Source organism: Variovorax sp. Soil_C_19 (assembly GCF_057657255.1).
In genome coordinates, this window is the sequence record NZ_JBDGIV010000019.1 from 59448 (window position 1) to 86265 (window position 26818).

The following is a 26818-nucleotide window of genomic DNA, read 5'->3' on the forward strand; positions in this document are numbered from 1 at the left end:
ACGACCAACAGCATATGGTCGGCCGCGCGTCCGCCCGACAGAATTCGCGACTTCACTCCATCACTGAAAGTCGCTCCCATGTCCGATCCCGAGACGCTCACCGCACAGGTGGTCAACATCCTGAGGCATGACAAATTCATCGCGCGCCACAACTTCGCCATTGGTGCGCTGCGGATCTGGCCGCGCGCCTACCACGACGTGGCCGACGCGATCACAGCAGGCAAGATTCGCGTCGGGTCCAACCTGAGTGCCGGCAATGCCGCTCAGTACGACATGACCTTTGCCGTGATGGACGTGTCGGAAGACCTCAACGTGCTCGACGAGCGCCATCGCGCTGTGGTGTTTCACGAAGCGACGCACGCCCACCTCGATATGCTGGCGTTCGGCGAGCATTCGGGCTACGAGAACGAAGCCATGGGCTACATCGCCGAGGCGCTCTATACGCTGGCGGCGAAGGGGCGCGACGTTCCCTCGCACCCCATCCGCGTGATTGCCAAGCCGATCGCTGCCAAGGTGTACGCCGGCATGTATGCGATCCCGCAGGCCGACGTCGCCGCGCTGACAGCCGCCATCTCGGCCGTCCCCCTCTACAAGCAAAGGCCGCGCTACCACAGCAACGGACTCTGACTCCCAAGGGGCCTGATCCGAGCGGGCCCGCCAGCGTTACCGGCGGTTTCCTTCGGCGCGCCATGCACGGGAGGCCGGCGCGGCCCCCCGGTGTAGACTGCCAGGTTTTTCGTTCTGGCGTTCATGGGGCAAGTTTCACAGCAGCAGCGCACGGCCTTCAGCGATTCGGCGCTCGTTCGCTTGCTCCTCGGGCTCGCCCAATCCGACGTGCGCGAACCGCGCCAGGCAACGGCCGACCAGCTGAGCCAGTGGTTCGGCTGGACCGAGGCGATTTCGCTCTCGGCCGCGCTCGACGGCGGCGCCTCCGGCATGCCGTCGGCCGGCCGTACCGCACCCGGCGCCGAGGAGCGCGAATGCACCCGCGTGCGCACGGCACTGACCAAGGCCATTGCCGAAGACGCCACTTGGCGGCGCGGCAAGAACGCCGACGATGCCGCACCCGACTTCACACCGTACCGCCGGCGCTACCTGGCCCAGCAACAGGCGCTCGATGCGGCCGTCGGCCCGTTGCGCGCACGGCTGCGCGCGATGCTGGCGGCGCGGTCGCCCGCCATGGCTCGGCTCGCGTCGGTCGACGTGGTGATGGAGCAGGTGCTGGCGCCGCGCGAGCGCAGCTTTCTCGCAGCCGTGCCCACGCTGCTCGAGAAGCACTTTGACCGCCTGCGGCCTGCCGCCGCCGCGGACCCGGCCGACGGAGCCGCTGAGCCTGCTGCACCCGCTGCACCCGCTGCGCCCGGACCCTGGCTCGATGCCTTCCACAAGGACATCCGGAACGTGCTGCTCGCCGAACTGGACTTCCGATTCCAACCCGTCGAAGGGCTGCTCGACGCCCTTCGCATGAGGCAACCAGAGTCCCATGAATAGATTTCTTCCCTATTTCGTCTTTGCCGCGGGCCTTGCCGTGGTGTGCTGGGTCGGCGCGGGGTATGCCGGCTCGCACGCGCTGGCCTTTGCCGTCACGCTGATCGTCGGCGTGTTCTATGTCATCGGCGGGCTGGAGCTGCACCGCTTCCGGCAGGCGAGCGGCACGCTCGCGCGCGCCGTCGACGGCCTGTCCGAGCCGCCGGCCGATCTCGGCGCCTGGCTGGCACAGCTGCATCCGTCGCTGCGCAACGCGGTACGGCTGCGCATCGAGGGCGAGCGCGTGGGCCTGCCCGGCCCGGCGCTGGCGCCGTACCTCTCGGGCCTGCTGGTGCTGCTCGGCATGCTCGGCACCTTCATGGGCATGGTGGTCACGCTCAAGGGCACCGGCCTGGCGCTCGACAGCGCGACCGACCTGCAGGCGATCCGCAACTCGCTGTCGGCACCGGTGAAGGGCCTGGGCCTGGCCTTCGGCACCTCGGTGGCCGGTGTGGCCGCCTCGGCGATGCTGGGGCTGGCCTCGGCGCTGTGCCGGCGCGACCGCCTGCAGGCCGGGCAGCGGCTGGACAGCCTCATCGCCACGCGCCTGCGCCCCTACTCGCGTGCCCACCAGCGCGAGGCGTCGTTCCAGTTGCTCGAGCAGCAGGCCCGCCTGATGCCGCAGCTGGTCGACCGCATGCAGGCCATGATGGAAACCATGGAGCGGCAAGCCCTGGCGCTGAACGAGCGCCTCGCCGCGGGCCAAGCGCAGTTCCACAGCCAGGCCGAGGCGGTGTATGCCGGCCTGGCTTCGTCGGTCGACAGCTCGCTGAAGCAGAGCCTGACCGAGAGCGCGCGCATCGCCGGTGCGACGATCCAGCCCGTGGTCGAGGCCACCATGGCCGGCATCGCGCGCGAGACCGCCTCGTTGCACGACAGCGTCGCGCGCACGGTTCAGCAGCAGCTCGACGGCCTCACGGTCCGTTTCGAGACCGCGACCGCCGGTGTCGCAGACACCTGGAAGGGCGCGCTGGCCGAGCACCGCAGCACCTCGCAGGCGCTGGTCGCAGACCTGCGCAGCACGCAGGAGCGCTTCGCCGAAACCTTCGAGCAACGCTCGGCCACGCTGGTCGAGAGCGTCTCGGCCCGCCTCGGCCAAACGACCGACGAAGTGGCGGGCAGCTGGGGCCGCGCGCTGGCCGAGCACGAGCGCGTCGGCGCGCAGTTCGCCGCCGAGGCGAAGCAGTCGCTCGCGGCGGCCGCGGCCGATGCCGGGCAGCAGGCGGCCGCGCTGTTGCGCAGCGTCGATGAGGCCCATGCCGGCCTGCAGGCGCAGATCGCCTCGCGCGATGCGGAGCGTCTTGCGGCATGGACCGAGGCCCTGGGCGCGGTGGCCGCCTCGCTGCAGCAGGAATGGCAGCAAGCCGGCACCGAGTCAGAGCGCCGCCAGCAGCAACTGTTCGACGCGCTGGCCGAGTCCGCACGCGGCATGTCGGCCCAGGCCGAAGGCCATGCCAAGAACACCGTGGCCGAGATCTCGCGGTTGCTCGAGGCCGCATCCGAGGCGCCGCGCGTCGCGGCCGAGGTGGTGGCCGAACTGCGCCAGAAGCTCTCCGACAGCATGGCGCGCGACAACGCGATGCTCGAGGAGCGCAGCCGCCTGATGGAAACGCTGGGCACCTTGCTCGATGCGGTGAACCATGCCTCGACCGAGCAGCGCTCGGCCGTCGATGCGCTGGTCGGCGCCTCGGCCGACGTGCTCGAACGTGTCGGCAGCCGCTTCACCGAGCAGGTCGAAGCCGACACCGGCCGGCTGGCCGAGGTGGCCGCGCAGGTCACCGGCAGCGCGGTCGAGGTGGCGAGCCTCGGCGAGGCCTTCGGCCATGCGGTGCAGCTGTTCAGCGAATCGAACGAGAAGCTGGTGGTGCACCTGCTGCGCGTCGAAGGCGCACTCGGCAAGTCGATCGAACGCAGCGACGAGCAACTGGCCTATTACGTGGCACAGGCGCGCGAGGTCATCGACTTGAGCATCATGTCGCAGAAGCAGATCGTCGACGACCTGCAGCAGATCGCGGGCCGGCCTGCGGCAGCGGTGGCGGTGGGAGGCGAAGCGTGATGAGCGCCGCGCCGGGCCGCCCCAAGCAAGCTCGCTCCCGCTTGGCGGGAAGGCGCGCAGCGCCAAGGGTGCACCAGTGAACGACGAGATCGACATCGACGCGGGCGTGGAGCCGGGCGTTCCGGTCTGGGCGGTGTTCGGCGACCTGATGGCTGGGCTGGTCGGCGCCTTCGTGCTGATCCTCGTCGGTGCGCTGGGCATGCAGCTCGACCTGGCCGCGAAGCTGCAGGCCGAGGTGCAGCAGCGCCAGGCCGAGACCCAGCGCCGCGAGGCGCTCGAGCAGGCGCTCGCGGGGCCGCTGGCTGCCGGCCGCGTGACGCTGCGCGACGGCCGCATCGGCATCAGCGGCAGCGTGCTGTTCGCCTTCAATTCCGCCGAGCTGCAGCCCGAGGGGCGGCAGGTGCTCGAGAGCCTCGCCGGGCCGATGGCGGCCTACCTGCGCGCGCGCGATGAAGTGCTGATGGTCAGCGGCTTCACGGACGACCGGCAGATGCGCGCGCCGCGCGACGGCAACCGGCCGTTCGCCGACAACTGGGAGCTCTCGGCGCAGCGCGCGCTCACGGTGACGCGCGCGCTGATCGACGAAGGCGTGCCCTCGGATGCGGTGTTCGCGGCCGCGTTCGGCGCGGAGCAGCCGGTGGCCTCCAATGCCGATGCCGAAGGGCGCTCGAAGAACCGGCGCGTGGAGATGGCGCCGACGCCGAGGCACAAGCCCGGCGCTGCCGCCCATGCCGATGCCCGGCCCCGTGAGTAGCGCTGGAGCGATCGACGCCGCGGCCACGCTCGCGGCCTGGCGCGAGCGTGGTGCGCATCGGCGCGACCCCGTGCGCTTTCGCCTGATCGAGGCGATGGCGCGGCGCACGGCCGGGCACCAGGGCGAGGCGCGGCGGCTGCTCGATGCGCGGCTGGCCGTGCTGATCGATGCCTATGGCCGTGCGCTCGACGAGGCGCCGGCACCGGCGGCGGATGCTGCACCGCCTGCGCGCAGCGGGCTCGCAGAACTGCTCGAGCACATCGCGCGCCATGCGCCGACACCCGATGTCGCCGCGCCCGGTGGCATGGCGCTGGCGGCGTCGGGCTCCGCGCCCGAGCTCAAGGGCGTGCGCTTCTTCAACCGCACCTGGACGCGCCTGCGTGCCGAACGCCGCATCACGCAGTCGCTCGCGCGGGTGCCCGAGAACGCGGGCCCGCTCAACTCGCACCAACTCGTGCACCGCGCGCTGGTGCTCATGCACGAACTCTCGCCCGACTACCTCAACCGCTTCATGGCGCATGTCGATGGGCTGCTGTGGCTCGAGCAACTGCAGGGCCGTGCGGCGCCGCCTGCCGCGAGCGCGGCGAAGGCCGAGGCCCAGCCTCCGTCAAAGCCCACCCCCAGGAAGCGCCCGAAGTCCTAGCCCACCCCGTGCGCGCGCAGCACCGCCTTGAGCCGCCGCACTTCGTGCTGCAGGTCGAGGATCAGCGCGGCGGCATCGAGGCCCACGCCGAAGTCGCGCTCGAGCCGGCGCGCCTCGAGCGCGCATTGCAGGTCGCTGCTCGAAAAGCGCCACTGCTCGGGCGGCTCGGCCGCGGCGATCTGGACGATGCCGACTTCGACGAGTTGCACCACCCATTCGGTGTCGGCGCCACAGGCATGCGCGAGCTCGCTCGCGGCGAGCGGATGCGAAGTGCCCACGGCCGTGGTCACGGTTACTGTCGCCATGCTCAAACTCCCAGGTGCTGGCGTGGGTTGAACGTTGCCGAGGCCTGCGCGAGCTGCTCGTAGGCGCGGCGCACGGCCGGTTCGCCGGCCGGCGGCAGCGCGATGTCGAGCAGCAGGTACAGGTCGCCGGGCTGCTTGCCGCCGAGCCCGCGGCCCTTGAGCCGCAGCTTCAGGCCGCCGCGCGCGTTGGGCGGCACCGTCACCTCGACCGCGCCCCCGGCGGGCACCGGCACCTTCACCTGCGCGCCGAGCGCCGCCTCGGTGGGCGTGACGGGCAGCGTCATGTAGATGTCGCGCTCCTCGACGCGGTAGAGCGGATGCGGCGCAATGCGCACTTCGAGGTACAGGTCGCCCGCCGGCTCGCCGCCGTGCCCTGGCATGCCCTGGCCCGCGAGCCGGATGAACTGCCCGGGACGCATGCCGGGCGGGATCTTCACGCTCAGCGTGCGCGTGTCGAACACGGGGCGGCCCGCGGCGTCGAGCTTCTGCGACCGCAGCGTGATCTCGCGCTCGGCACCCTGGATCGCGTCCTCGAGCGCGATCTCGATCGCTGCATGGTGGTCTTCGCCTCGTGCCCGGTGGTTGCGCCGGGCCGCGCCGCGGCGTTCGGCCTCGCCGAACAGCGACGAGAAGAACTCGCTGAATTCTGCGTGGTCGGCCGGTCCGGCGTTCGGGCCGCGGTGGAACTCGAAGCCGGTGTCCCAGTCCGGCGGCGGCTGGAAGCCAGGCCCGGCCTGTCCGCCGCGCGCCACACGGTCGGCCAGTGCGTCGTAGGCCGCGCGCTTTTCCTTGTCGCGCAGCACGTCGTTGGCCTCGTTGATGTCGCGCATGCGCTGCTCGGCGTCGGCTTCCTTGCTGACGTCGGGGTGGTACTTGCGCGCGAGCTTGCGGTAGGCCTTGCGCACCTCTTCGTCGGAAGCGGTGCGCTCGATGCCCAGGGCGCTGTAGTAGTCCTTGAATTCCATGGTTGTGGTGGGTTGCCCGACGGTGCACAGCCCGGCGCGTCAGGCCAGGGCCGAATCCCCGTCGGCCTGCCGCAACAGCGGCGTTATCGTCCATGTAGGGCCGCTCTTCGAAAAACGCAATGGCTGCGCGTTGCCGAGCAGGCCCAGGTCCATCGGCACCCCGAGCAGCGCCGCGAGCGCATAGAGCGAACCGCCGTGCGCCACCACCAGCACCGGCGCCGGCTGCGCCAGCGCGGCATCGAGCGCGAGCCGCTTGCGCGCCACGAACTGCGCCAGGGTTTCGCCGCCCGCGGGTTCGCAGGCCCAGTCGATGTCGACCGACGAGGTGCCGATCAGCGCGCCGAAGTTCCGCTCGCGCAGCCCCTCCTGGAGGGTGGGCTCGATCCGCAGCACCGCCGCCACGGCATGCGCCGTGTCGTGCGCGCGCCGCGCATCGCTGCAGACGATGGTGCGGATCGGTTCGCCCGCGAGCAACTGCGCGGCGCGCGCCGCCTGTTGCAGGCCGAGTTCGCTGAGCGGCTCGTCCACCGCCTGGAAGATGCGCTGCGCATTGCGGCCGGTCTGGCCGTGGCGCAGGAAGTAGAAATGGTCGCAGGCCGGCGCGAGCGGCTGTTCGGCCGCGATGCGGGCCAGCTGCTCGAGGCCGGGCGACGTGGCGTGGGTGGTGGAAGGGGGCGAAGAAGAGGCGTGGGTCTGCATGAAAGGATTCTGGCTCAGCCAAATGACAGGCCCTTGGGCCGCGCCTGCAGGCGTGCGACGTAGGCGTCGATCTTCGGCCGGTTCGAACGGCTGCCGAAGGCGCGCTGCCAGATGAACATCGAGCCGATCATCACGTCGGCGGCGGTGAACTGCGCACCGAACAGGTAGGGGCCGTTGCCCAGCTCGCGCTCCACCACGTCCTTGGCTTGCTCGAAATCGGTCCAGCCGCGCGCAGCGTGATGTTGCAGGCCGAGCAGGCTATCCCCCATCGCGGGCTCGAGCTGTGCGGTCGAGTAGGCCATCAGCGACAGGTAGCGGCCGCGCTCGGGCGAGCCCACGGGCGGTGCGAGCCGGGCGTGCGGAAACTTCTCGGCCACGTACATGCAGATCGCCGCGTTTTCGAAGAGGCGCGTGCGGCCATCGACGAGCGCCGGCAGCTTGCCCGCCGGGTTGATCTTCAGGTAGTCGGGTTTCTTGTGCGCGCCGTCACGGATGAGCGTGGGCACGATCTCGTAAGCGGCGCCGGCCTCGTCGAGCATCCATTTGGCGATCTGTGCGCGGCTTTGCGGATCGAAATACAGCTTCATGGTCACAAGGCGTCTCCGATGGAAGTCAGAACTTGGGAATCCTCAGGGTCTTGCTGATCATCAAGGTGCCCGAGAGCGCGAACAGCAGCGTGAGCGGATGCAGTTGCCACGGCCCCAGCACCCAGGCGCCGCCCCAGACTGCATCGCCGATGCGGCCCTGCCAGGCCGCCAGCGCGAGCACGCCGACCAGCACCACGCTGGTGGGAATGGGCGTGCCCTCGAAGTACTTGACCTTGTCCGCGCCTTCGGAGAGCGCCTCGGCCGTGACGTTGTAGCGCGCGAGGCGACTCACGCCGCAGCCGACGAAGTAGATCAGCAGCAGGCAGTCCCAGACGCCGTCCAGGCCCGCGGCAAAAGCGAGCGCAGCGGGGGCCACGCCGAAGGAGATCACGTCGGCCAGCGAGTCGAGTTCGCGACCGAGCGCCGAATGGGTCTGCCGCCAGCGCGCGATGCGGCCGTCGAACACGTCGAAAACAAAGGCCGCCGGGGCCAGCGCGGCGGCCCAGTAGAACTGCGTGAGCGACTGGCTCGCCATGAAGGCCATCGCGAGGAAGACTGCACCCACGCCGCAGGCTGCGTTGCCGAGCGTGAAGACATCGGCCAGGTGGAAGCCGCGGATCATCGAGAAATGCCTGCGGACCGGTGCAGCGGGGGGAGGGGTCATGGGGAGCTCCGGAGTCGGCGAATGGCACGAACCTTAACGCAAGCCGCGTGGTCCGCCTGTAGTCGCGCGCCGACGCGTCCGGCCCGGCGTTACAGCCGATACACCCGGGACGCGGCCGCGCCGCCGGGCGCTGGAGCCGGCGCGGCTGCGCTCCTACGATGCCCTTCGTTCCATCCACTCGTCTGAAACCCAAGCACATGACTTCTTCGATTTTCTTCACTCAGCGTCGCACATTCCTGCTCGCCGCCTCCGCGCTGCCGCTTGCGAGCGCCTGCACCGCCGGGCTCGCGAAGCGCCCGGGCGCGCGCGCGGCCGAAGCCGAGGCCGCGCTCGCGGCGCTCGAGGCATCGGTGGGCGCGCGGCTCGGCGTGGCCGCATTCGACACCGGCACCGGCGCCCGCGTGAGCCACCGCGCCACCGAACGCTTCCCGATGTGCAGCACCTTCAAGACGGTGCTGGCCGCGGCCATCCTTGCACGCAGTACGCGCGAGCCGGCGCTGCTGGCGCGCCATGTGCGCTACGCCCGCAGCGACCTGCAGCCCCATTCGCCGATCACCGGCAAGCATCTGGACCAGGGCATGAGCGTGGCCGCGCTCTGCGCCGCGACCGTCCAGTACAGCGACAACGCCGCGGCCAACCTGCTGATGACGATCCTCGGCGGGCCCTCCGCGGTGACCGCCTATGCGCGATCCATCGGCGACACCACCTTCAGGCTCGACCGCTGGGAGGTCGAGCTCAACACGGCGATTCCGGGCGACCCGCGCGACACGACCACGCCCGAGGCCATGGCCGCGAGCGTCGAGCGGCTGGTGCTGGGCGATGCGCTCGGCGCCGCCGAGCGCCGCCAGCTGCAGGAATGGCTGCTCGGCAACACCACCAGCGCCACGCGCATGCGTGCTGGCGTGCCGGCGGACTGGAAGGTGGGCGACAAGACCGGTGGCGGCGATTACGGCACCAACAACGACGTCGGCGTGCTGTGGCCGCCGGCCGGTGCGCCGCTGGTGGTGGCGATCTATCTCACCTTCCCGGCCAAGGACGCGCCGGTGCGCAACGACGTCGTCGCCTCGGCGGTGCGCATCGCGGTGAACGCGCTGCGCGGCTGAGGCTCGCTAGTCTTCACTTGTCCATTCGACCTGCACGCCCAAGCTGCGCAGGTTCTCCGCAAAGCGCGGATGGGCGCGGCGGATCGGCGTGGCGTTGCGGATCTCGGAGCGGCCCTCGATGCTGGCCGCCACCATCAGGAGCGCGATCGCCACGCGGATGATGTAGGGGCTCTCGACCACGGCCGGCGTGAGCGGGCTGCCGCCGAAGGTGATGAGCCGGTGCGGGTCGGACGAGAACACGTGCGCGCCGAACTTCGAGAGCTCGCCGGTCCAGCCCAGCGCGCCGTCGTACACCTTGTTCCAGAACATCGCGTTGCCCTGCGCGCGCACGCCCAGCGCGATGAAGATCGGCAGCAGGTCGACCGGAAAGTAGGGCCAGGGCGCGGCCTCCACCTTGGTAAGCACGTTGCTCGTGAAGGGCGTCTGCACCTTGAGCGGCCCGTTGGTGCTGGCGCGCGACCAGCCGTCCTCGTGCGTGACGGTGACGCCGAACTTGGCGAAGGTGCGGTCGATCAGCGGAAAGTTGGCCGGCGCGCTGTTGCGCACCACCACGTCGCCGCCCGTGATCGCGCCGAGCGCGAGGAAGGTGGTGATCTCGTGGAAGTCCTCGTCGAAGCGGAACTCGCCGCCGCCGAGCGCCACGCCGCCGTGCACCGTGAGCCGCGAAGTGCCGATGCCGTCGATGCGCACGCCCAGCATCGTCATGAAGCGGCAGAACTCCTGCACGTGCGGCTCGGACGCGGCATTGGTGAGGGTGGAGACCCCGTCGGCCGCGGCCGCGCAGAGCACGAAGTTCTCGGTGGTCGTCACCGAGGCGTAGTCGAGCCAGTGCGCCACGGGCCTGAGCCGCTCGCCGTTGCTGCGCACGAGCAGCGAGCCGCTCGCACGTTCCACCTCGCCGCCGAAGTGGCGGAACACCTCGACGTGCGGATCGATCTCGCGCACGCCCAGTGTGCAGCCCTTGACGTTGTCTTCGAGGCGCGCCACGCCGAAGCGCGCGAGCAGCGGCGGCACCAGCATGATCGACGAGCGCATCTCCTCGGGCAGCCGGTCGCGCGCAGGGTCGAACGTCGTGTCGCGGTGGTGCAGTTCGAGCGTGCCCGTGGCGTGGTCCATCTGCGCGTCGCTGCCGAGGCTGCGGAAGATGTCGAGGATCTTGCGCACGTCGGTGATGTCGGGCACGCCATAGAGGCGCAGCGGCTCGCGCGTGAGCAGCGTGGCGCAGAGCACCGGCAGCACGGCGTTCTTGTTGGCGGAAGGCGTGATGCGGCCCCGAAGCGGCGTGCCGCCGTGCACGATGAGGTTGGACATGGGAAGAGGAAAGGAGAGAGGGAAAGCTCAGGCCGCTTCGAGCTGCTGCGCGGCTTCGCGCGGGCTCAGCCCGCGCACCGAGGCCAGGCCTTCTAGCTGGGCCTTGCGCGGACGTGCCTTGCCCTGTTCCCACTTGTAGATGGTCTGCCCCGTCACCCCCACCAGCTTGCCGTAGGCGGCGGCCGAGAGCCCGAGCTTCTCGCGATGCGAGGCCAGGCGGCTGGCACTGAAGCGCCGCGGCGGGGCGGAATCGGCTTCGTCGTCGGCCGGGGCCGCGGCGCGCGCGCTTCCCTTGGCGGTGCGGCGCAGTTCCTTCTCGAGCTGGTCGACCTGCCGGCGCAGTGCGGCGATCGAGGCACGGTGCAGGGTGGACGCTTTTCTGAGCGCCTCGACCTCGGTGCGCACTTCCTTGCGGGCGACGCGGGTGATCTCGGCTTTCAGGATGGAGGCAATATTTGGCATGGTGCGCATTTTGCACATCCGCGAAGGCACTCTGACCGCACGCCGTGCGGTAACGGTCGCTTACAGCTTCTCAGAGCACGAACCAGCCGACCGCGACGAAGTGGCTCGCGGTGCCGCCGAGCACGAACAGGTGCCAGGCGCCATGGGCATGCCGGAAGCCGCGGCGATTGCGATAGAACACCGTGCCCACGGTGTAGAGCACGCCGCCCGCCAGCAGCCATGCCAGGCCGCCGCCGTCGAGCCGTGCGGCCAGCGGCGCTGCCGCGAGCACGCCGAGCCACCCCATGCCGAGGTAGAGCGACAGCGGCGGCTTCGAGGACGTGTCGCCGGCCTGCCGGAGTTCGCGCGCAATGCCGAACACCGCCGCGCCCCATGCGGCGGCGAGCAGCAGCCAGCCCCAGGGGCCCCGCAGCGTGACGAGCGCGAACGGCGTGTAGGTGCCCGCGATCAGCAGGTAGATGGCGCAGTGGTCGGCACGCTCCCAGAACCGCTTCAGCTTCCCGCGCGTGCTGTGGAACAGCGTCGAGGCCGCGTACAGCGCCACCGCCGAGAGCGAAAACACCAGCGCGCCCGCAATGCGCGCGGCATCGCCGGTGGGCAGTGTCTTGGCCAGCAGCAGCGCCGTGGCCGGCAGCGCGAGCAGCAGGCCCAGCAGATGGCTGTAGCCGTTGAGCCTTTCGCCGGGGTACATCGCGACAGCGCAGTCCTGGTGAGGTCGGGTGGAGGAGGGGCCTGCCGATGCTAGGCAGGCCGCGTGACCGCACGGTGACTGTGCCGCGGCGGTGCTGCGGTGCGGCCGCGCTCAGGCCTCGAACGCGCCGTGCAGCGCCTGCGCGATCTCCGCCACCAGCGCGTCGCGCTGCGGCGCCGGGCGCCAGAAGGCGCGTGTCGCCACGCCCTTGGTCTCCCATTCGGGATGGCTGCGCGCGGGCCGCGCCGCGCGCACCGCCGCGGCGGTGGCGCGCGTGGCCGTGCCGTCTTCGGTGCCGGGTGCTGCGGCCGCGATGCGGTCGGTGGCCGCATGGCCACGCTGCTCGAGCGCGTGCGTGAGCTTCAGTTGCCAGGCCACCACCGCGAACAGCACACCGTCCTCGACCGTGAGCTCGTGCAGGTCGCGCAGCCGGTTCGCCAGCTTGCGGCCGAGCGGCCCCCAGCCCTGCGACACCGCGCCGCCGATGGCGCCGCCCATCGCGGCGCCCGCGCCGAGCGAGATGCCGGCCACCGCGAGGTCGGCCACCACGCCCACCGCCGCACCGATCACGGCGCCCTTGCCGAGCCGCAGGCCGGCCTCCTTCATGGCTTCGGGGCTGAAGAAGTCGAGCGACCAGCGGCCTTCCACCAGCGGCAGCGGCGCCTCGCTCGCATCGTCCTGCCGAAAGCCGAACAGCGCGAGCAGGTCGTCGGTGCAGTGCTGTGCCTTGTCGAATACCTCTTTCTGCAGGGCCGCGACGATCGTCTTGCGCCGTTGCAGGTCGGCGAACTCGTGCGCCGGCACCGTGCGGCGCAGCGCGGCCGCGTCGACCAGCCACTGCGCGATGCGCGTGCAGGCCGCATCACGGCGCTCGGCGGCCTCGGCCGCGAGCGAATCGACCACGGCGCGCAGCAGCTCGCGCCGGTCGCGCAGCAGCGTGGCAAGGTCGTTGTAGAGCTCGCGTTCGGCGCCCACGAAGGGCGCCGCGGCATCGAAGCGCACCTGCACGTGCAGGCCATAGGCCGAGAGCAGCTCCTTCCAGGCCGCCTCGCGGCTCGCCGCATCCCGCACGAAGTTCAGCACCGGCAGCACCGGCCGCGCACAGGCGTTGAGCAGCTCGATCTCGTCGCGGAACTTGGGCAGCACCGCCTCGCGCACGTCGATCACCAGGAACGCGGCATCGATGTCGAGCATGGTGCGCAGCACCTTGGCCTCTTGTTCGAACACGCCGTGCGCTTCGGGGCCCTGCAGGAACTGGCGGATGCGTTCGGGCGGCGTGGCCTTGGTGTCGTAGCCCGCGAGGTGCTCGCGCAGCGCCACCGCGTCCTCGAGGCCCGGCGTGTCCAGGAAGCGCACCGCGGGCCGGCCGTTCACCTCGAGATCGACCGACTCGACATGGCGCGTGGTGCCGGGCCGCTGCGACACCTCGCCAAAGCCGGCGCGCCGCGTCAGCGTGCGCAGCAGCGAGGTCTTGCCGGCATTGGTGTGGCCGACCACGGCAATGCGGATGGGTGGGGCTTCGTTCGTCATGTCGTCGCGGCCAGCGCCTGCAGTGCGTCATCGAGGCGCGGCGTGGCCGCGACCCGCGGTGCGAGGCCGGTCTCGGCGAGCCAGTCGGTCCAGCGCTCGACGGGCCCCGCGCCGGCCAGCCAGAGCCGGCACTCGCCGCAATGGGCCAACAGTTCGCGCACGAAGCGCTCGGTGCCGCGGTCGGGGCTCGAGGCGGCATGGCACACCAGCAGCACGGCGCGCGGATGCGCCTGCGCGAGCAGGTCGAGCACTTCGCGGCGCGCGGGCGCGCTGCCGTCGATGCGCCGCACCTCGGCGGCGGCCGGCAGGCCTTCGGGCGACCATGCCATGTCGGGCGGCAGTTCGAAGCCGAGCACGAAGAGCGCGTCGTCATGCCATTCGGAAGGCGCGAGGCCCGCGGGCACCGCACCGCGCGCATGCCCCGGGTCGGCATCGACGATCGTGGGCGGCACCAGCGCCGCCAGGCGGTCCGCCAGCCTGCGGTAGTAGGGCGTGTGCCAATCCGGCTGCAATGCGCTGCGGCGGCGCCGCCACACCAGGGCGCTCAGCAGTACCAATGCGACGCGCGGCAGCAGTCCGTAGACCACGATGCAGCCGGTGAGCCATAGCGCCCAACTGCGCTGGCCCGAGGCGCCGGCCACGGGAGAGAGAACGGTCGCGGCTTCGGGCACCGGAAAGCCGATCTGCGCCGGCGCCCAGCCCAGCAGCTGTACGGCGCGCACGAAGAACGCAGGGTCGAGGATGGTGGTTTCCCAGCTCAGCGTGTAGCTGCGGAACGCCAGCGCGAACAGCAGCGCGGCAAGCACCACGGCGAACGAGAGCGCCCAGATGCCATGGCTGACCAGCCCGAAGGCCCAGGGCAGCAGCCGGGCGCGCGCGAGCAGGTCGGTGGCCGAGCGCACCAGCAGCGGCGCCTGGCCGCGGCGCCCGCCCGCGACGCGCGCAGTGAGCGACAGCCAGAGCGACCCGAGCGATGCGCCATTGAAGACGCCCGCCGGCAGCCACAGCCCCACGAGCCAGAGCAGCAGCGTGAGCGCATGCAGCCCCAACAGGCTGGCGAGCGCGACGATGACGTTGATGTGCCGCTCACCGCTGCCGACCACGTTGCCGGCCAGCCCGAGCCCGGCGATGACGATGAGCGCCACGAGCCCGAGCAGCACCCAGGGTGCCCACTGGCGCGCGCGCGTCAGTTCGGCCGAGAGCCCGATGCGTTCGCCAAGCGAAAGCGCTCGGGCAGTGATCTGCGCGTGGCGGTCGGTGTTGGGGGAAGAAAGGGCGATGCGCATGGCTTGCGCATCGTCGAGCGGACCTTGCTGTTCGGTCCAGCGGATCGCTTCGGTGACGACCGCATCGGTAAAAACTGGTTCGCGCAATGCGGTGTTGGTCAACAGGGTCCCTTCGCTCTTTGGCCCTGCAAATTATGCCAACGCCCGGTAGCGACATGACTCGAGGCCGCCGCCTCGCGCTGAAGGAGGCACCACCGGCGGCCCGCAAGCCGGGTCCGCGGTGTGCCGATGACCGGTCAGCGCAGGCCGAAGAACGAAAGCACAGCGACCACGACCACGACCAGACCGACGATATAGATGATGGAATTCACGCGAGGACTCCTCTTTGTTGACGACAGCGCCAGCATCGCGCCCAGGGTGGCGCGGGGCTGTCGGCAAGAGACGGCCTGTGCTGTAGGACTCGCCAAGGGCCGGGCGAGCGCCAGTGCCGCGGCGCGCCGCCTCAGGCGCGCCGCTTGCGCGGCGCGGGTGCGGGCAGCGCCCGCTCCAGCAGCCACAGCATGGCCGAGCGCACCTCGGCCGCATCGGCACCGCCATCGATCTCGAGTGCGGCGCGGTCGAAGGCGGCCGACAGCAGGCGCGCGAGCGCATCGAGCGGCACCTCTGCCTTGCCGGTCTGCAGCTGCGCCAGCCCTTCGCGCAGCGAGGCCGCCGACGTCGCATCGTCGATCGCCGTGATCTCCTCGCGGCCCAGCACCGCGGGGCCGTCGATCAGCAGCAGCCGGGTGCGGCCCGGCGCGGTCATCGCGTCGAGGTAGGCCTTGCTGCCTTCGAGCAGCGCATCGCGCGGGGCGAGCGGCGCCGGCGCGGCGGCTTCGATGCAGGCGGCCACGGCTTCGGCCTCGCGTACCAGCACCTGGCGGAACAGGTCGCGCTTGTCGGCGAAGTGGTGGTAAAGCGCGCCGCGCGTGATGCCGGCGGCCTCTGCGATCTCGGGCGTGGAGGTGTCGCCGTAGCCCTTGCTGACGAAGAGGGCGCGCGCGGCGTCGATCAACGCCAGTCGGGTGGTTTCGGTGCGTTCGCGGTTGGTGCGGGGTGTGGCCATGACGTTCCAGGTCATTTACATACAGACTGTCTGTAGATAAGATTCAACTTACATGCAGTTTGTATGTTAATTGAAAGGAACCAGCCATGAAAGTGACGAGCTACTACCCGGTGATCATGACCCGCGATGTCGCGCAGACCGCGGCCTTCTATCAGGCGCATTTCGGCTTCGTGCCGCTGTTCACGAGCGACTGGTACGTGCACCTGCAGCTGGAGGGCGGGCCTGCGGTCAACCTCGCGGTGCTCGACGGCCGCCACGAGACGATCCCCGAAGCGGCGCGCGGGCAGGTGGTGGGCGGGCTGCTGCTCAATTTCGAGGTCGACGACCCCGATGCGGCGCACGACCGGCTTGCCGCGGCCGGGCTGCCGATCCTGCTGCCGCTGCGCGACGAGGCCTTCGGACAGCGCCACTTCATCACGCGCGACCCGAACGGCGTGCTGATCGACATCATCAAGCCGATTCCGCCGAGCGCGGAATTCGCGGCCCAGTACGAGGCGGGCGCGCTGCCGGGCTGAGAAGCCGTGAACTGAAGCCCGCTCAGGCGCGCAGCGCCTCCTCGGCCTCGCCCTCGTCGAGGTCCTCGCCGAGGAAACCGCCGCTCTGGTGCGCCCACAGGCGCGCATAGAGCCCGCCCTTGGCCATCAGCGTGCGGTGGTCGCCTTCTTCCACCACGCGGCCTTCGTCGAGCACCACGAGCCGGTCCATGGCCGCGATGGTCGAGAGCCGGTGCGCGATCGCGATCACGGTCTTGCCCTCCATCAGCCGGTAGAGGCTCTGCTGGATGGCGGCCTCGACCTCGGAGTCGAGCGCGCTCGTGGCCTCGTCGAGCAAAAGGATCGGCGCGTCCTTCAGCATCACGCGCGCAATGGCCACGCGCTGGCGCTGGCCGCCCGAGAGCTTCACGCCGCGCTCGCCGACGTGCGCGTCGTAGCCGTGGCGGCCGTGTGCATCGCCGAGCGTCTGGATGAAATCGTGCGCCTCGGCGCGGCGCGCGGCGGCCTCGATCTCTTCGCGTGTGGCGTCGGGGCGGCCGTAGGCGATGTTGTCGGCCACCGAGCGGTGCAGCAGCGAGGTGTCCTGCGTGACCATGCCGATGTGGGTGCGCAGCGAATCCTGCGTCACCTGAGCGATGTCCTGCCCGTCGATCAGGATGCGGCCGCTTTCGAGGTCATGGAAGCGCAGCAGCAGGTTCACCAGCGTCGACTTGCCCGCGCCCGAGCGGCCGACCAGGCCGATCTTCTCGCCGGGGCGCACCACCAGGTTCAAGTCGTCGATCACGCGGCGGCCGGCGTCGGCATAGCGGAAGCTCGCATGCGCGAAGCGCACTTCGCCGCGCGGTACCTCGAGCACGCCGGCGCCCGGCGCGTCGAGCACGGTGCGCGCGCGCGACAGCGTCTTCATGCCGTCCTGCACCGTGCCGATGTTCTCGAACAGGCTGGTCATCTCCCACATGATCCAGTGCGACATGCCCTGCAGGCGCAGCGCCATCGCGGTGGCCGCCGCCACGGCGCCGACGCCGACCGTGCCCTGCGACCAGAGCCACAGCGCCATGCCCGCCATGCCGGCGGTGAGGCCCATGCTGAGCGCGTGGTTGACGATCTCGAACGCGCTCACGAGCCGCATCTGGCCGTAGCCGGTGTGCATGAAGTCGCGCATGGCGTCGCGCGCAAAGCCGGCCTCGCGCTGCGTGTGCGAGAACAGCTTGACGGTCGCGATGTTGGTGTAGGCATCGGTGATGCGGCCGGTCATGAGCGCGCGCGCATCGGCCTGCGCCTTGCCGATCTTGCCGAGTCGCGGCACGAAATACGCGAGCGAGGCCGCATACAGCACGAGCCAGACGACGAAGGGCAGCACCAGCTGCAGGTCGAGCACGCTCACCAGCACGACGATGGTCACGATGTACACACCCATTGCCACCACCACGTCGGCCAGCACGAACACCGTGTCGCGCACGGCAAGCGCGGTCTGCATCACCTTGGCGGTGATGCGGCCCGCGAATTCGTCCTGGTAGAAGGCCATGCTCTGGCCCAGCATCAGGCGGTGGAAGTTCCAGCGCAGCCGCATCGGCAGGTTGATCGCCAGCGTCTGGTGCTTCACGATGGTCTGCAGCGCCACCACGCCGATGCTGATCGCGAGCAGCGCACCGAGCCAGCCCAGCGTGTTCCCGCGGTCGTCCCAGAGCCGCGACGGCTCCTGGCCGCCGAGCCAGTCGACCACGCGCCCGAGAACCCCGAACAGCAGCGCCTCGAACCCCGACATGAGCGCCGTGAGCGCTGCCATCGCGGCGATCTTGAGGCGCACGCCCCGGGTGCAGGCCCAGAGAAAGGCGAAGAATCCGGTCGGCGGCAGAGCGGGTTCGGCGGCGGGGTAGGGATGAATCAGTTTTTCAAAGAAACGGAACAAGACGGGGGATCTCCAGCGGAATCGAGCCCCGGACTCTAGCCGGGACGGCTTTTCCCTGCCCCGGAAAGGTGCGTTCCGACAGCTTCGAGCGTCTTTCCTACGCAGGTGCGCCCGCAATAGCAACCCGTAAGGTCAATTAAAAGAGTAGGGTCGGGAATACCCCAAGATTCTCGCTATATCCCGCATTCGCGCGGCGGCCCGAGTCGTATTCAGGAGCCCGTTGCCATGTCCACCCCCCAATCACTCACCCGTTCACAGATCGATTTCGTTCATGGCGACTTCGAAGCCCTGGCCTCCCACATGCGCCATTGCGCGCGTGCCCACGGCCCGTGGTTCTCGATGCAAAGCCACATGCAGCGCGCCCGTGCGCTGGCTGCGGGCCGGATCGTCACGCTGGCCTGCGTCGTAGCCGCGCTCGGCATCGTCCTGTTCGCCTTCGCTTGAGGGCGGCCGCGTCGAGGGTGCTCTCGTGAGCGCCGCTTTCGTCGTTGACCGGCTCGCCAACCTGAGTGCCTACGCGCGCGCGCTGCTGCTCGCGCCGCACGATCCGGTGGCGCCCCCGATCCGGGCCGAACTCTTCGGCACACAGCGCTTCGAGCAGCACGGCCACAGCCTGGCGCGCGCCCAGCCGGTCGAGGCCGACCCGCGCCGCGCGCGCGAGGGCGCGCCGTTTTTCCCGCGGGTGGACGAAAACCTCGAATCGCTGCGCCAGGCGTTCGACTACATCGCGCTCATTTCGCAAAGCGGGCGCTACGTGTCGCCTGCGGCCGAATGGCTGCTCGACAACTTCCACCTGGTCGAAGCGCAGCTGCAGCAGATCCACGAAGGCGTGCCGCGCAGCTACTACGCGCGCCTGCCCAAGCTCGCCACGCCGCCGCTCGCGGGCCTGCCGCGCGTATATGGCATTGCGTGGGCTTACGTGGCACACACCGACAGCGTGCTCAACAACACGCTGTTCACGGCCTTTCTCAACGCCTACCAGGACATCGACGAGCTCACGCTCGGCGAACTCTGGGCGCTGCCCACCACGCTGCGCGTGGTGTTGCTCGAGAACCTGCGCCGCGTGGCCGAAAGCATCGCCGAGAACAAGGTGGCGCGCGAGATCGCGCATGCCGTCTGGGACGCGGCGCCGCATCTGTCGGCGCAAGACCTCGACACGCTGTACCGCGCATTGCAGAGCCACGACCTGCAGGACGCCTACCTCACGCAGCTGTGGCAGCGCCTGCCGGTGGAGCAGGGCGAGGCCATGCCCGCGCTCGTGCGCTGGACCGAACTGCATTGCCCCAACGGGCCCGCGCTGATCGGCGAAGCGCACAACGCGCAGGCCGCGGCCAACCTCACGGTCGGCAACATCATCACCACGCTGCGCATGATCGGCCAGGTCGAGTGGAGCGACCTGATCGAACCCGTCAGCCGTTCGCTGCGCGTGCTGCGCGGCCTGCCGAGCTTTGCCGACGAAAGCGAGCGCACGCGCCAGCAGATCACGCATGCGATGGAGCGGGTCGCGCACGACAGCGGCCGCTCCGAGCGCGAAGTGGCCGAGGCCGTGGTTCGGCTCGCGGCCGCTGCCGCAGCAGCCGGCGCCGATCCTGCCGACCAGGGCGATCGCGCCGATGGCACGGCCGGCTACCACCTTTTCGGCCAGGGCCGCGCCGTGCTGGTCGCGGCGCTGCAGGCCAACGCGGCGGCGAGCGGCATCGGCCGTCCGGCGAGGACGGCCCGGCCGCCGCAAAGCCGCAGCGGCTGGCGCCTGCCGGCCTATGTGCTGTTCGTCGTGCTGGGCACCGTGGGGCTGCTGGCGAGCGTGGCGCACGGCCTGCCGCCGCCGCGCGGCTGGACCACCATCGCCGCGATGGCGCTGCTGGCCTGGCCGCTTTCCGAGGCGCTGATCGCGCTGGCGCAGCGCATCATGGCCGAGTCGGTGCGCGTGCAGGCATTGCCGCGCCTCGACTTCGCGGCCGGCATTCCCGAGAAGCACCGCACGCTCGTCGTCATTCCCACGCTGTTGAGCTCGCCCGCGAACAACGCGCAGCTCGCCCATCGGCTCGAACTGCACTGGCTCGCGAACCGCGAGGCGCATGCGCAGTTCGCGTTGCTGACCGACTGGGCCGATGCGGCGCACGCCTCGCTGCCGCAGGACGCGCCGCTGCTGGCCGATGCCAACCGGCGCATCGACGCGCTCAATGCGAAATATCCGCCGCCCGCCGGCATGGCCGCGCGCTTCCTGCTGCTGCACCGGCCGCGCAGCTGGAGCGGCACCGAAGCACGCTGGATGGGCTGGGAACGCAAGCGCGGCAAGCTCGAGATGCTGGTGCGCCTGCTGGCCGTCGGCGACGCCAGTGGCTTTCTGCCGCTGGCGCCGGGCCAGCAACTGGCCGCCGGGCGAACGCCCTACGTGCTCACGCTCGACAGCGACACCGGCCTGCCGCCGGGCGTGCTGCGTGACCTGGTGTCGATCGCGGCCCATCCGCTGAACGCGCCCGAGGTCGACCCGCAGAGCCGGCGCGTGGTCGCGGGCTTCGGCATCCTGCAGCCGCGCATCGTGACGCCGTTTCCCAAGCGCAGCGAACGCTCGTTCTTCCACTGGATGTTTGCCGGGCAATGCGGGCTCGACCCGTACGGCAGCGGCGCGTCCGACATCTACCAGGACGTGTTCGGCAGCGGGTCCTTCACCGGCAAGGGCCTGCTGAACGTGCGCGCGGTGCATGCCGCGCTCGACAACCGCCTGCCCGACGGCGCGGTGCTGAGCCACGACCTGCTCGAGGGCAGCGTCGCGCGCTGCGCCATGGTGAGCGACGTGGTGCTGATCGAGGACCATCCGCACCATGCCGGCGTGGCCGCCTCGCGCGTGCACCGCTGGGTGCGCGGCGACTGGCAACTGCTGCCGTTGATCTGGCGCGCCGGGCGCTTCGGCATCGATGCGCTCGGGCTCTGGAAGATGGGCGACAACCTGCGCCGCTCGCTGGTGGTGCCTGCCTCGTTCGCGCTGCTGGTTCTGGTGATCTTCACTGAGGCGATGCCGCTGGCATGGGCGATCGCCGCGGTCGCCTCGGCGCTCACGCTCGGGCCGCTGCTCGGCGCACTGGCCGGGCTGGTGCCCACGCGCCGCGCCATCGAGCTGCGCCATTTCTTCGACGTCGGCGCGGTCGAGCTGCTGCGCGCCATGGCCGGCGCAGCCTGGCAGTTCGTGCAGCTGGCGGCACAGTCGCGCCTGCTGCTCGATGCGATCTTTCTCGCGACATGGCGGCTCACCGTGAGCCGCAGGCACCTGCTCCAGTGGACCACGACAGCCCAGGCTGAGGCCCAGTCCAGCCAGCGGCTGCCGCCGTTCCTGCGCAATGCGGCGCTCGCCAGCGTGCTCTGCCTGGTGCTGGCCGTGGCCGCGGCGCGCTGGAGCGCCTACCCGGTGGCAGGGCCGCTGCTGTTCCTCGTCTGGGCGCTGGCGCCATTCGCCGCCTGGTGGGGCAGCCGCGTCGCCGCGAAGGCACCCGACCCGTTGAGCGCCGAACAGCGCAGCTATCTCGAAAAGCTCGCGCACGACACCTGGCGCTTCTTCGAACACGTGGTCGGTCCGGACGACAACCACCTGCCGCCCGACAACCTGCAGCTCGAGCCGCAGCCGACCATTGCCCACCGCACATCGCCGACCAACATCGGCATGTACCTGCTGGCCACCTGCTGTGCGCGCGAGTTCGGCTGGATTGACACCCCGGCGCTGCTTGCGCGGCTCGCGGCCACGCTCGACACCGTGGACCGCATGCAGAAGCACCGCGGCCATCTCTTCAACTGGTACGACACCCAGACGCTGCGGCCGCTGCCGCCCGACTACGTCTCCAGTGTGGACAGCGGCAACCTCGCCGGCCACCTGGTGGCCGTGGCCGAGGCCTGCCGTGCCTTCGCTGTGGAAGCGGGCTGCCAGCGCCCTGAGCAGACGGCGCTGCACGCGCTGGCACGGCGCTGCGACGCGCTGCACACCGGCATGGACTTCAGCGGCCTGTACGACCCGAAGCGCCACCTGTTCCACATCGGCCTGCGCGTCGAGGAGAACATGCTCGACGCGAGCTACTACGACCTGCTGGCCTCCGAGTCGCGGCTGTTGAGCTTCCTTGCGATCGCCAAAGGCGATGTGCCCCGGCGCCACTGGACGGCGCTCGGCCGGCCGTTCCTGCTGGTGGGGTTCCAGCCCGGGCTCAAGTCGTGGTCGGGCTCGATGTTCGAGTACCTCATGCCCGCGCTCGTGATGTCCGAGCCCGCCGACGGCCTGCTGCAGGTGGCCAACAGCGCGGCCATCGCCGAGCAGCAGGCCTTCGGCCGGTCGCTCGACCTGCCGTGGGGCGTTTCGGAGTCGGCCTATTTCGGGCAGGACCATTCGCTCGCCTACCAGTACTCGCCGTTCGGCGTGCCGCGCCTGGCGCTGCGCCGCACGCCGCCCACCGACCGCGTGGTGGCGCCCTATGCCAGCGCCATGGCGGCCGTACTGGCCCCGGCCGCCGCGGTGGCCAACCTCGAACGGCTCGAAGCCATGGGCGCGCGCGGCGAGTTCGGCTTTCACGACGCGGTCGACTTCACCGCCTCGCGCCAGGCCAAGGGCGAGGCGTTCACCGTGGTGCGCAACTTCATGGCGCACCACCAGGGCATGTCGCTGGTCGCGCTGTGCCACGTGCTGCGCGCCGAGGCGCCGCGCCGCTGGTTCGCAAGCGCCGCGCTGGTGCAGGCGCACGAATCGCTGCTGCATGAGCGCACGCCGCGGCAGATCATCGGCAGCGCCGACCCGCGCACGCCGCCCGAGCCGAGCGTGGCCGAGCTCGCGCCGCTGTTCCAGCCGCGCACGGTCAACCCGATGGTGCCTGGCTTCCAGCCCACGCACCTGCTGTCGAATGGGCGCTACACCGTGGCGCTGCGCGCCAATGGCGCGGGCGTCAGCCGCTGGCACGCGTTCAACGTGACCCGCTGGCGCGACGACCCGCTGCGCGACAGCCACGGCACCTTCTTCTATCTGCGCGACATCGAAACGGGGCAGACGCCATCCGACCTCGTCTCGCTCACCGCGCTGCCGGCGCCGGGCGCCGGCTGGACCTACCGCACCCGCTTTCTCGCCGAACAGGTGCAGTTCGATGCCTCGAGCGACGGCCTGCAGGTGCGCACCACGGTGCTGATCAGCCCCGAAGACGACACCGAGCTGCGCAACATCACGCTGCACAACACAGGCAGCGTGACCCGCACGCTCGAGCTCGTCTCGTACTTCGAGCCCGTGCTGTCCTACCCCAAGGCCGACGAGGCGCATCCGGCCTTTGCCAACCTGTTCGTCGAATCGCACTGGGAACCGGCCTGGCGCGCGCTGCTGCTCACGCGCAAGCCGCGGCTGCACGGCGACCCGGTGGTGGCCGCCGCGCACTTTCTTGCCTCGGTCGACGCCCACGTGCTGTCGGTCGACTGCATGACGGACCGGCGCGCCTTCATCGGCCGCAACCGCTCGCTCGCGAGTCCCGCGCTCGATGCCCAGCCACTGGCGGCCGACGGCACGCCGGTGAACGGCCTCGACCCCATCGCCTGCCTGCGCGTGCGCCTGTCGATCGCGGCGGGCGCGACCGCGCGCCTGAGCTTCGCGACCGCCGCCGACAAGAGCGTCGAAGCGCTGATGCCGAGCATCGACCGCTACCTGGAGCCGATGCACGTCGAGCGCGCCACGCGCATGGCCGCCACGCTGGCGCAGGTGCGGCTGCGCGACCTGCGCATCGCGCCCGCGCAGACCTTCGCCCTGCAGGACCTGACGACCATCCTCACCTACACCACGCCGCGCGCGACCACGAACCGCGGCGTCGTCGACCTGCGGCAGCTCTGGCGCTTCGGCATCTCGGGCGACAAACCCATCGTGCTGGTCGCGATCCACTCGATGATCGGCCTGGGGCTGGTCAACGCGCTGCTGCGCGCGCAGCCGTGGTGGGGCTTTGGCGGCGTGGCCTGCGACCTGGTGGTGCTCAACGGCGAGCCCAACGCCTACCTGATGCCGCTGCAGCGCGAGATCGAGGCCCTGCGCCAGCGCGTCGCGCACCAGACCGAGAACAGCTTTCCGCGCAACGACACGGCCGGCTTCTACCTGCTGCGCGAGCAGGAGGTGTCCGCCTCGGAAAAGGCCGCGCTGTCGAAGCTGGCACGCGTGGTGTTCACCGCCGACGGACGCTCGCTCGAAACGCAGGTGGCGGCGCTGCACGAAGCCGCAGCCGAGACGCCGGCGGCAGCGCCGCGTGCCGCGCTCCTGGCCCGTCCCGCGGTAGAGCGGTCCGTGCAGGCCGCGGCCGACGAAGCAGCGCCCGCCGGAAGCTTCGACGCCGAGAGCGGCGAGTACCGCTTCGACGTCGATGCGGCGCACCGCACACCGCGCCCCTGGATCAACGTGATCGCGAATGCCGCGTTCGGCTTCCAGGTGTCCGAATGGGGCACCGGCTTCACCTGGGCCGGCAACAGCCGCATGCACCAGGTCACGCCCTGGTCGAACGACCCGGTGCAGGACCCGGCCTTCGAGCACTACCTGCTGCAGGACATCGCCTCCGGCGTGCTGCTGCCGCTCACGCCCGCCGGGCAGGGCGCGTCGGCGCCGGACGACGGCAGCGAGGTGCGCCACCACGTGCGCCATGGCCAGGGCTACACGGTGTTCGAATGCCGGCAGCAGGCGCTGGCCCTCGAGACCACCTTCTTCGCGGACCGCGACGAGCCGGTCAAGCTGGTGCATGTGCGCGTGCACAACCAGGGCACCGGCACGCGGCGGCTGCGCGCGCTCGGCATGGTCGAGTGGCAGTTGGGCGCTGCACGCGGCGAACGGCGGACTGTGCATTGCTGGAAGCCCGAAGACCAGGGCGCGGTGTTTGGCCAGCAGCGCGAGGCGAGCGCCGGCTTTGGCGGCAGCACGGCCTTCCTGCTGCTCGCGGGCCTGCCGGGCGCCACCGAGTGGACCTGCGACCGCAGCGAGTTCTTCGCCGGGCGCGGCATCGTCGAAGTGCCCGACGCGCTGGCGCAGCGCGCCGGTGGCGGGCTCGACGCGTGTGCGGCCATCGGCGGCGAGTTCGTCGTCGGGGCGGGCGAGAGCGCCAGCTTCACTTTCGTGCTGGGCCACGCCGGCGACGCTGATGCCGCGTTGGCGCTGGCCCGCCGCTGGCGCGAGCGCGACGTGCCCGAAGCCCTGGCAAAGGTGCGCGGCTTCTGGGACGAGCTGCTGGGCCGCCTGCAGGTGCGCACGCCCGACCCGCTGTTCGACGCCATGGTCAACCGCTGGCTCATCTACCAGACCCTGGCCTGCCGGCTCTGGTCGAAGGCCGGCTTCTACCAGGCCGGTGGCGCCTTCGGCTTTCGCGACCAGCTGCAGGACGCCATGGCCTTTGCGCTCACCGATCCGTCGCGGCTGCGCGAGCAGATCCTGGTCAATGCGGCGCGCCAGTTTCCCGAAGGCGACGTGCAGCACTGGTGGCACATGCCCGGCGGTGCCGGCGTGCGCACGCATTTCTCGGACGACCTGCTGTGGCTGCCCTTTGCGACCGCGCACTACGTCGAGGTGACCGGCGACAAGGCGCTGCTCGACCACGCCGTGGGCTTCATTGAAGGCCCCGCGATTCCCGATGGCGCCGAAGACGCCTATTACGCGCCGCAGTACAGCGGCCGCATGGCGAGCGTGTTCGAGCACGGCGCGCTGGCCATCGACCGCAGCCTGGCCACCGGCGTGCATGGCCTGCCGCTGATGGGCACCGGCGACTGGAACGACGGCATGAACCGCGTCGGCCATGAAGGCCGCGGCGAATCGGTCTGGCTGGCGTGGTTCCTGTGCAGCGTCGTCGCGCAGTTCGCGCCGATCGCGCAGGGCCGCGGCGAGCACGCGCGCGCCGCGCGCTGGAACGAGGCGCGCCGCGGCTGGATCGTCGCGCTGCACGATGCCGGATGGGACGGCGCCTGGTTCCGCCGCGCCTTCTTCGACAACGGCGCGCCGCTCGGTTCGTCGGCCAACGACGAGTGCCGCATCGACCTGATCGCGCAGGCCTGGTCGGTGCTCTCGGGCGCCTCGGACGAGGCCCACACCGTGCCGGCCATGGCCGCCGTCCGGCGGCACCTTCTCGACGAGCCCGCCGGCCTGCTGCGCCTGCTGACCCCGCCCTTCGCCCAGGCGAGCGACAACCCCGGCTACATCCAGGCCTACCCGCCCGGTGTGCGCGAGAACGGCGGCCAGTATTCGCACGGGGCCGTCTGGGCGCTGATGGCCCAGGCGCTGCAGGGCGACCACGAGGCGGCATGGCAGAGCTTCGAGGGCCTGAGCCCGGCGCACCGCGCGGTGCACCCCGAGCGCGGGCCCGCCTACGAACTGGAGCCCTACGTGATGGCCGGCGACATCTACGGCGCCGCGCCGTATGTCGGCCGCGGCGGCTGGAGCTGGTACACCGGCTCGGCCGCATGGCTGCACCGCGCCGCCGTCGAAACGCTGCTGGGCCTCAGCGTCAAGGGGCGCCTGCTGTCGCTGACGCCGCGCGTGCCCGCGCACTGGCCGGGCTTCGAGATCGCGCTGCGGCTCGGCGCACGGCGCCTGGCGCTGCAATGGGGAACGCCCGGCGATGCCGCCACGCCCACGCACCACGCCGCCGCCGGGGAATGGATCGACTGGCAGGCGCTGCCGGCCGACGCCGTGCTGCGGGTCGAAGGGTTTCCCGTGGAGAAACAGAGTGGTGCGCCTTAGCAGGCTGTTGAATTTCGGCCTTGGACGCCGATGCTGGTACTGGCGACGTGGTTCGTGGGGATGTTTACCGGCTG

21 protein-coding genes are annotated in these 26818 nt (G+C 70.7%); 9 read left to right on the top strand and 12 right to left on the bottom strand.

Going from position 1 to position 26818, the window contains the following annotated elements:
- Nucleotides 1–78: 78 nt before the first annotated feature.
- The 5 genes from AC3A6R_RS24780 to AC3A6R_RS24800 all read left to right on the top strand — a co-directional run bounded on the left by AC3A6R_RS24780 (nt 79) and on the right by AC3A6R_RS24800 (nt 4980).
- Nucleotides 79–627, top strand: a complete 549-nt coding sequence (locus AC3A6R_RS24780; RefSeq protein ID WP_487861597.1) for a hypothetical protein — start codon at nt 79–81, stop codon at nt 625–627.
- Between the two features lie 123 nt (nt 628–750).
- Nucleotides 751–1491, top strand: coding sequence for a DUF3348 domain-containing protein (locus AC3A6R_RS24785; RefSeq protein ID WP_487861596.1), 741 nt, complete (start codon nt 751–753; stop codon nt 1489–1491).
- The gene (locus AC3A6R_RS24790; RefSeq protein WP_487865890.1) at nt 1484–3583 is read left to right on the top strand and encodes a DUF802 domain-containing protein; all 2100 of its coding nucleotides are present in this window, start codon (nt 1484–1486) and stop codon (nt 3581–3583) included. The genes AC3A6R_RS24785 and AC3A6R_RS24790 overlap by 8 nt, the downstream gene beginning before the upstream one ends.
- A 76-nt stretch (nt 3584–3659) precedes the next feature.
- Nucleotides 3660–4337 carry an OmpA family protein gene (locus AC3A6R_RS24795; RefSeq protein WP_487861594.1) on the top strand — a complete coding sequence of 226 codons (678 nt, stop codon included), beginning with the start codon at nt 3660–3662 and terminating at the stop codon, nt 4335–4337.
- Entirely contained in the window at nt 4330–4980 is a 651-nt protein-coding gene (locus tag AC3A6R_RS24800; RefSeq protein ID WP_487861593.1) for a DUF2894 domain-containing protein, read from the top strand. The genes AC3A6R_RS24795 and AC3A6R_RS24800 overlap by 8 nt, the downstream gene beginning before the upstream one ends.
- Here AC3A6R_RS24800 and AC3A6R_RS24805 read toward each other — a convergent pair.
- The 5 genes from AC3A6R_RS24805 to AC3A6R_RS24825 are packed head-to-tail and all read right to left on the bottom strand — an operon-like array spanning nt 4977 to nt 8200.
- Nucleotides 4977–5285, bottom strand: a complete 309-nt coding sequence (locus tag AC3A6R_RS24805; RefSeq protein WP_487861592.1) for a chaperone modulator CbpM — start codon at nt 5283–5285, stop codon at nt 4977–4979. The genes AC3A6R_RS24800 and AC3A6R_RS24805 overlap by 4 nt on opposite strands.
- A gap of 2 nt (nt 5286–5287) precedes the next feature.
- The gene (locus AC3A6R_RS24810; RefSeq protein ID WP_487861591.1) at nt 5288–6250 is read right to left on the bottom strand and encodes a DnaJ C-terminal domain-containing protein; all 963 of its coding nucleotides are present in this window, start codon (nt 6248–6250) and stop codon (nt 5288–5290) included.
- Nucleotides 6251–6289: 39 nt separating this feature from the next.
- Entirely contained in the window at nt 6290–6949 is a 660-nt protein-coding gene (locus AC3A6R_RS24815) for a histidine phosphatase family protein (RefSeq protein ID WP_487861590.1), read from the bottom strand.
- A gap of 14 nt (nt 6950–6963) precedes the next feature.
- A complete protein-coding gene (locus AC3A6R_RS24820) occupies nt 6964–7536 on the bottom strand; it encodes a glutathione S-transferase family protein (RefSeq protein WP_487861660.1) in 573 nt (190 codons plus the stop codon).
- A gap of 25 nt (nt 7537–7561) precedes the next feature.
- Nucleotides 7562–8200, bottom strand: a complete 639-nt coding sequence (locus tag AC3A6R_RS24825; protein ID WP_487861589.1) for a CDP-alcohol phosphatidyltransferase family protein — start codon at nt 8198–8200, stop codon at nt 7562–7564.
- 197 nt (nt 8201–8397) lie between these two features.
- On the opposite strand from AC3A6R_RS24825, the gene bla reads away from it, so the two are divergent.
- Nucleotides 8398–9303, top strand: coding sequence for a class A beta-lactamase (bla, locus tag AC3A6R_RS24830; protein WP_487861588.1), 906 nt, complete (start codon nt 8398–8400; stop codon nt 9301–9303).
- A 6-nt stretch (nt 9304–9309) separates the two neighbouring features.
- Here bla and AC3A6R_RS24835 read toward each other — a convergent pair whose 3' ends face one another.
- The 6 genes from AC3A6R_RS24835 to AC3A6R_RS24860 all read right to left on the bottom strand — a co-directional run bounded on the left by AC3A6R_RS24835 (nt 9310) and on the right by AC3A6R_RS24860 (nt 15628).
- A complete protein-coding gene (locus tag AC3A6R_RS24835; protein ID WP_487861587.1) occupies nt 9310–10614 on the bottom strand; it encodes a UDP-N-acetylglucosamine 1-carboxyvinyltransferase in 1305 nt (434 codons plus the stop codon).
- A 27-nt stretch (nt 10615–10641) separates the two neighbouring features.
- Complete coding sequence (locus AC3A6R_RS24840) at nt 10642–11076, bottom strand: helix-turn-helix domain-containing protein (protein ID WP_487861586.1); 435 nt, start codon at nt 11074–11076, stop codon at nt 10642–10644.
- A 70-nt stretch (nt 11077–11146) separates the two neighbouring features.
- Nucleotides 11147–11767 carry a PAQR family membrane homeostasis protein TrhA gene (trhA, locus tag AC3A6R_RS24845; RefSeq protein WP_487861585.1) on the bottom strand — a complete coding sequence of 207 codons (621 nt, stop codon included), beginning with the start codon at nt 11765–11767 and terminating at the stop codon, nt 11147–11149.
- Nucleotides 11768–11878: 111 nt separating this feature from the next.
- Complete coding sequence (locus tag AC3A6R_RS24850) at nt 11879–13297, bottom strand: GTPase/DUF3482 domain-containing protein (protein ID WP_487861584.1); 1419 nt, start codon at nt 13295–13297, stop codon at nt 11879–11881.
- Entirely contained in the window at nt 13294–14685 is a 1392-nt protein-coding gene (locus AC3A6R_RS24855) for a DUF2868 domain-containing protein (RefSeq protein WP_487861583.1), read from the bottom strand. The genes AC3A6R_RS24850 and AC3A6R_RS24855 overlap by 4 nt, the downstream gene beginning before the upstream one ends.
- Before the next feature lie 340 nt (nt 14686–15025).
- On the bottom strand, nt 15026–15628 hold the full coding sequence (locus AC3A6R_RS24860) for a TetR/AcrR family transcriptional regulator (RefSeq protein ID WP_487865891.1): 603 nt from the start codon (nt 15626–15628) through the stop codon (nt 15026–15028).
- Nucleotides 15629–15714: 86 nt separating this feature from the next.
- Here AC3A6R_RS24860 and AC3A6R_RS24865 point away from each other — a divergent pair, with 86 nt between their 5' ends.
- Entirely contained in the window at nt 15715–16143 is a 429-nt protein-coding gene (locus AC3A6R_RS24865) for a VOC family protein (protein ID WP_487861581.1), read from the top strand.
- A gap of 22 nt (nt 16144–16165) precedes the next feature.
- On the opposite strand, the gene AC3A6R_RS24870 is transcribed toward AC3A6R_RS24865, so the two are convergent.
- Entirely contained in the window at nt 16166–18031 is a 1866-nt protein-coding gene (locus AC3A6R_RS24870; RefSeq protein ID WP_487861580.1) for an ABC transporter ATP-binding protein, read from the bottom strand.
- A gap of 225 nt (nt 18032–18256) precedes the next feature.
- On the opposite strand from AC3A6R_RS24870, the gene AC3A6R_RS24875 reads away from it, so the two are divergent.
- On the top strand, nt 18257–18475 hold the full coding sequence (locus tag AC3A6R_RS24875; RefSeq protein WP_487861579.1) for a hypothetical protein: 219 nt from the start codon (nt 18257–18259) through the stop codon (nt 18473–18475).
- A gap of 25 nt (nt 18476–18500) precedes the next feature.
- Nucleotides 18501–26744 carry a glycoside hydrolase family 94 protein gene (locus AC3A6R_RS24880; RefSeq protein ID WP_487865892.1) on the top strand — a complete coding sequence of 2748 codons (8244 nt, stop codon included), beginning with the start codon at nt 18501–18503 and terminating at the stop codon, nt 26742–26744.
- Nucleotides 26745–26818 lie beyond the last annotated feature (74 nt).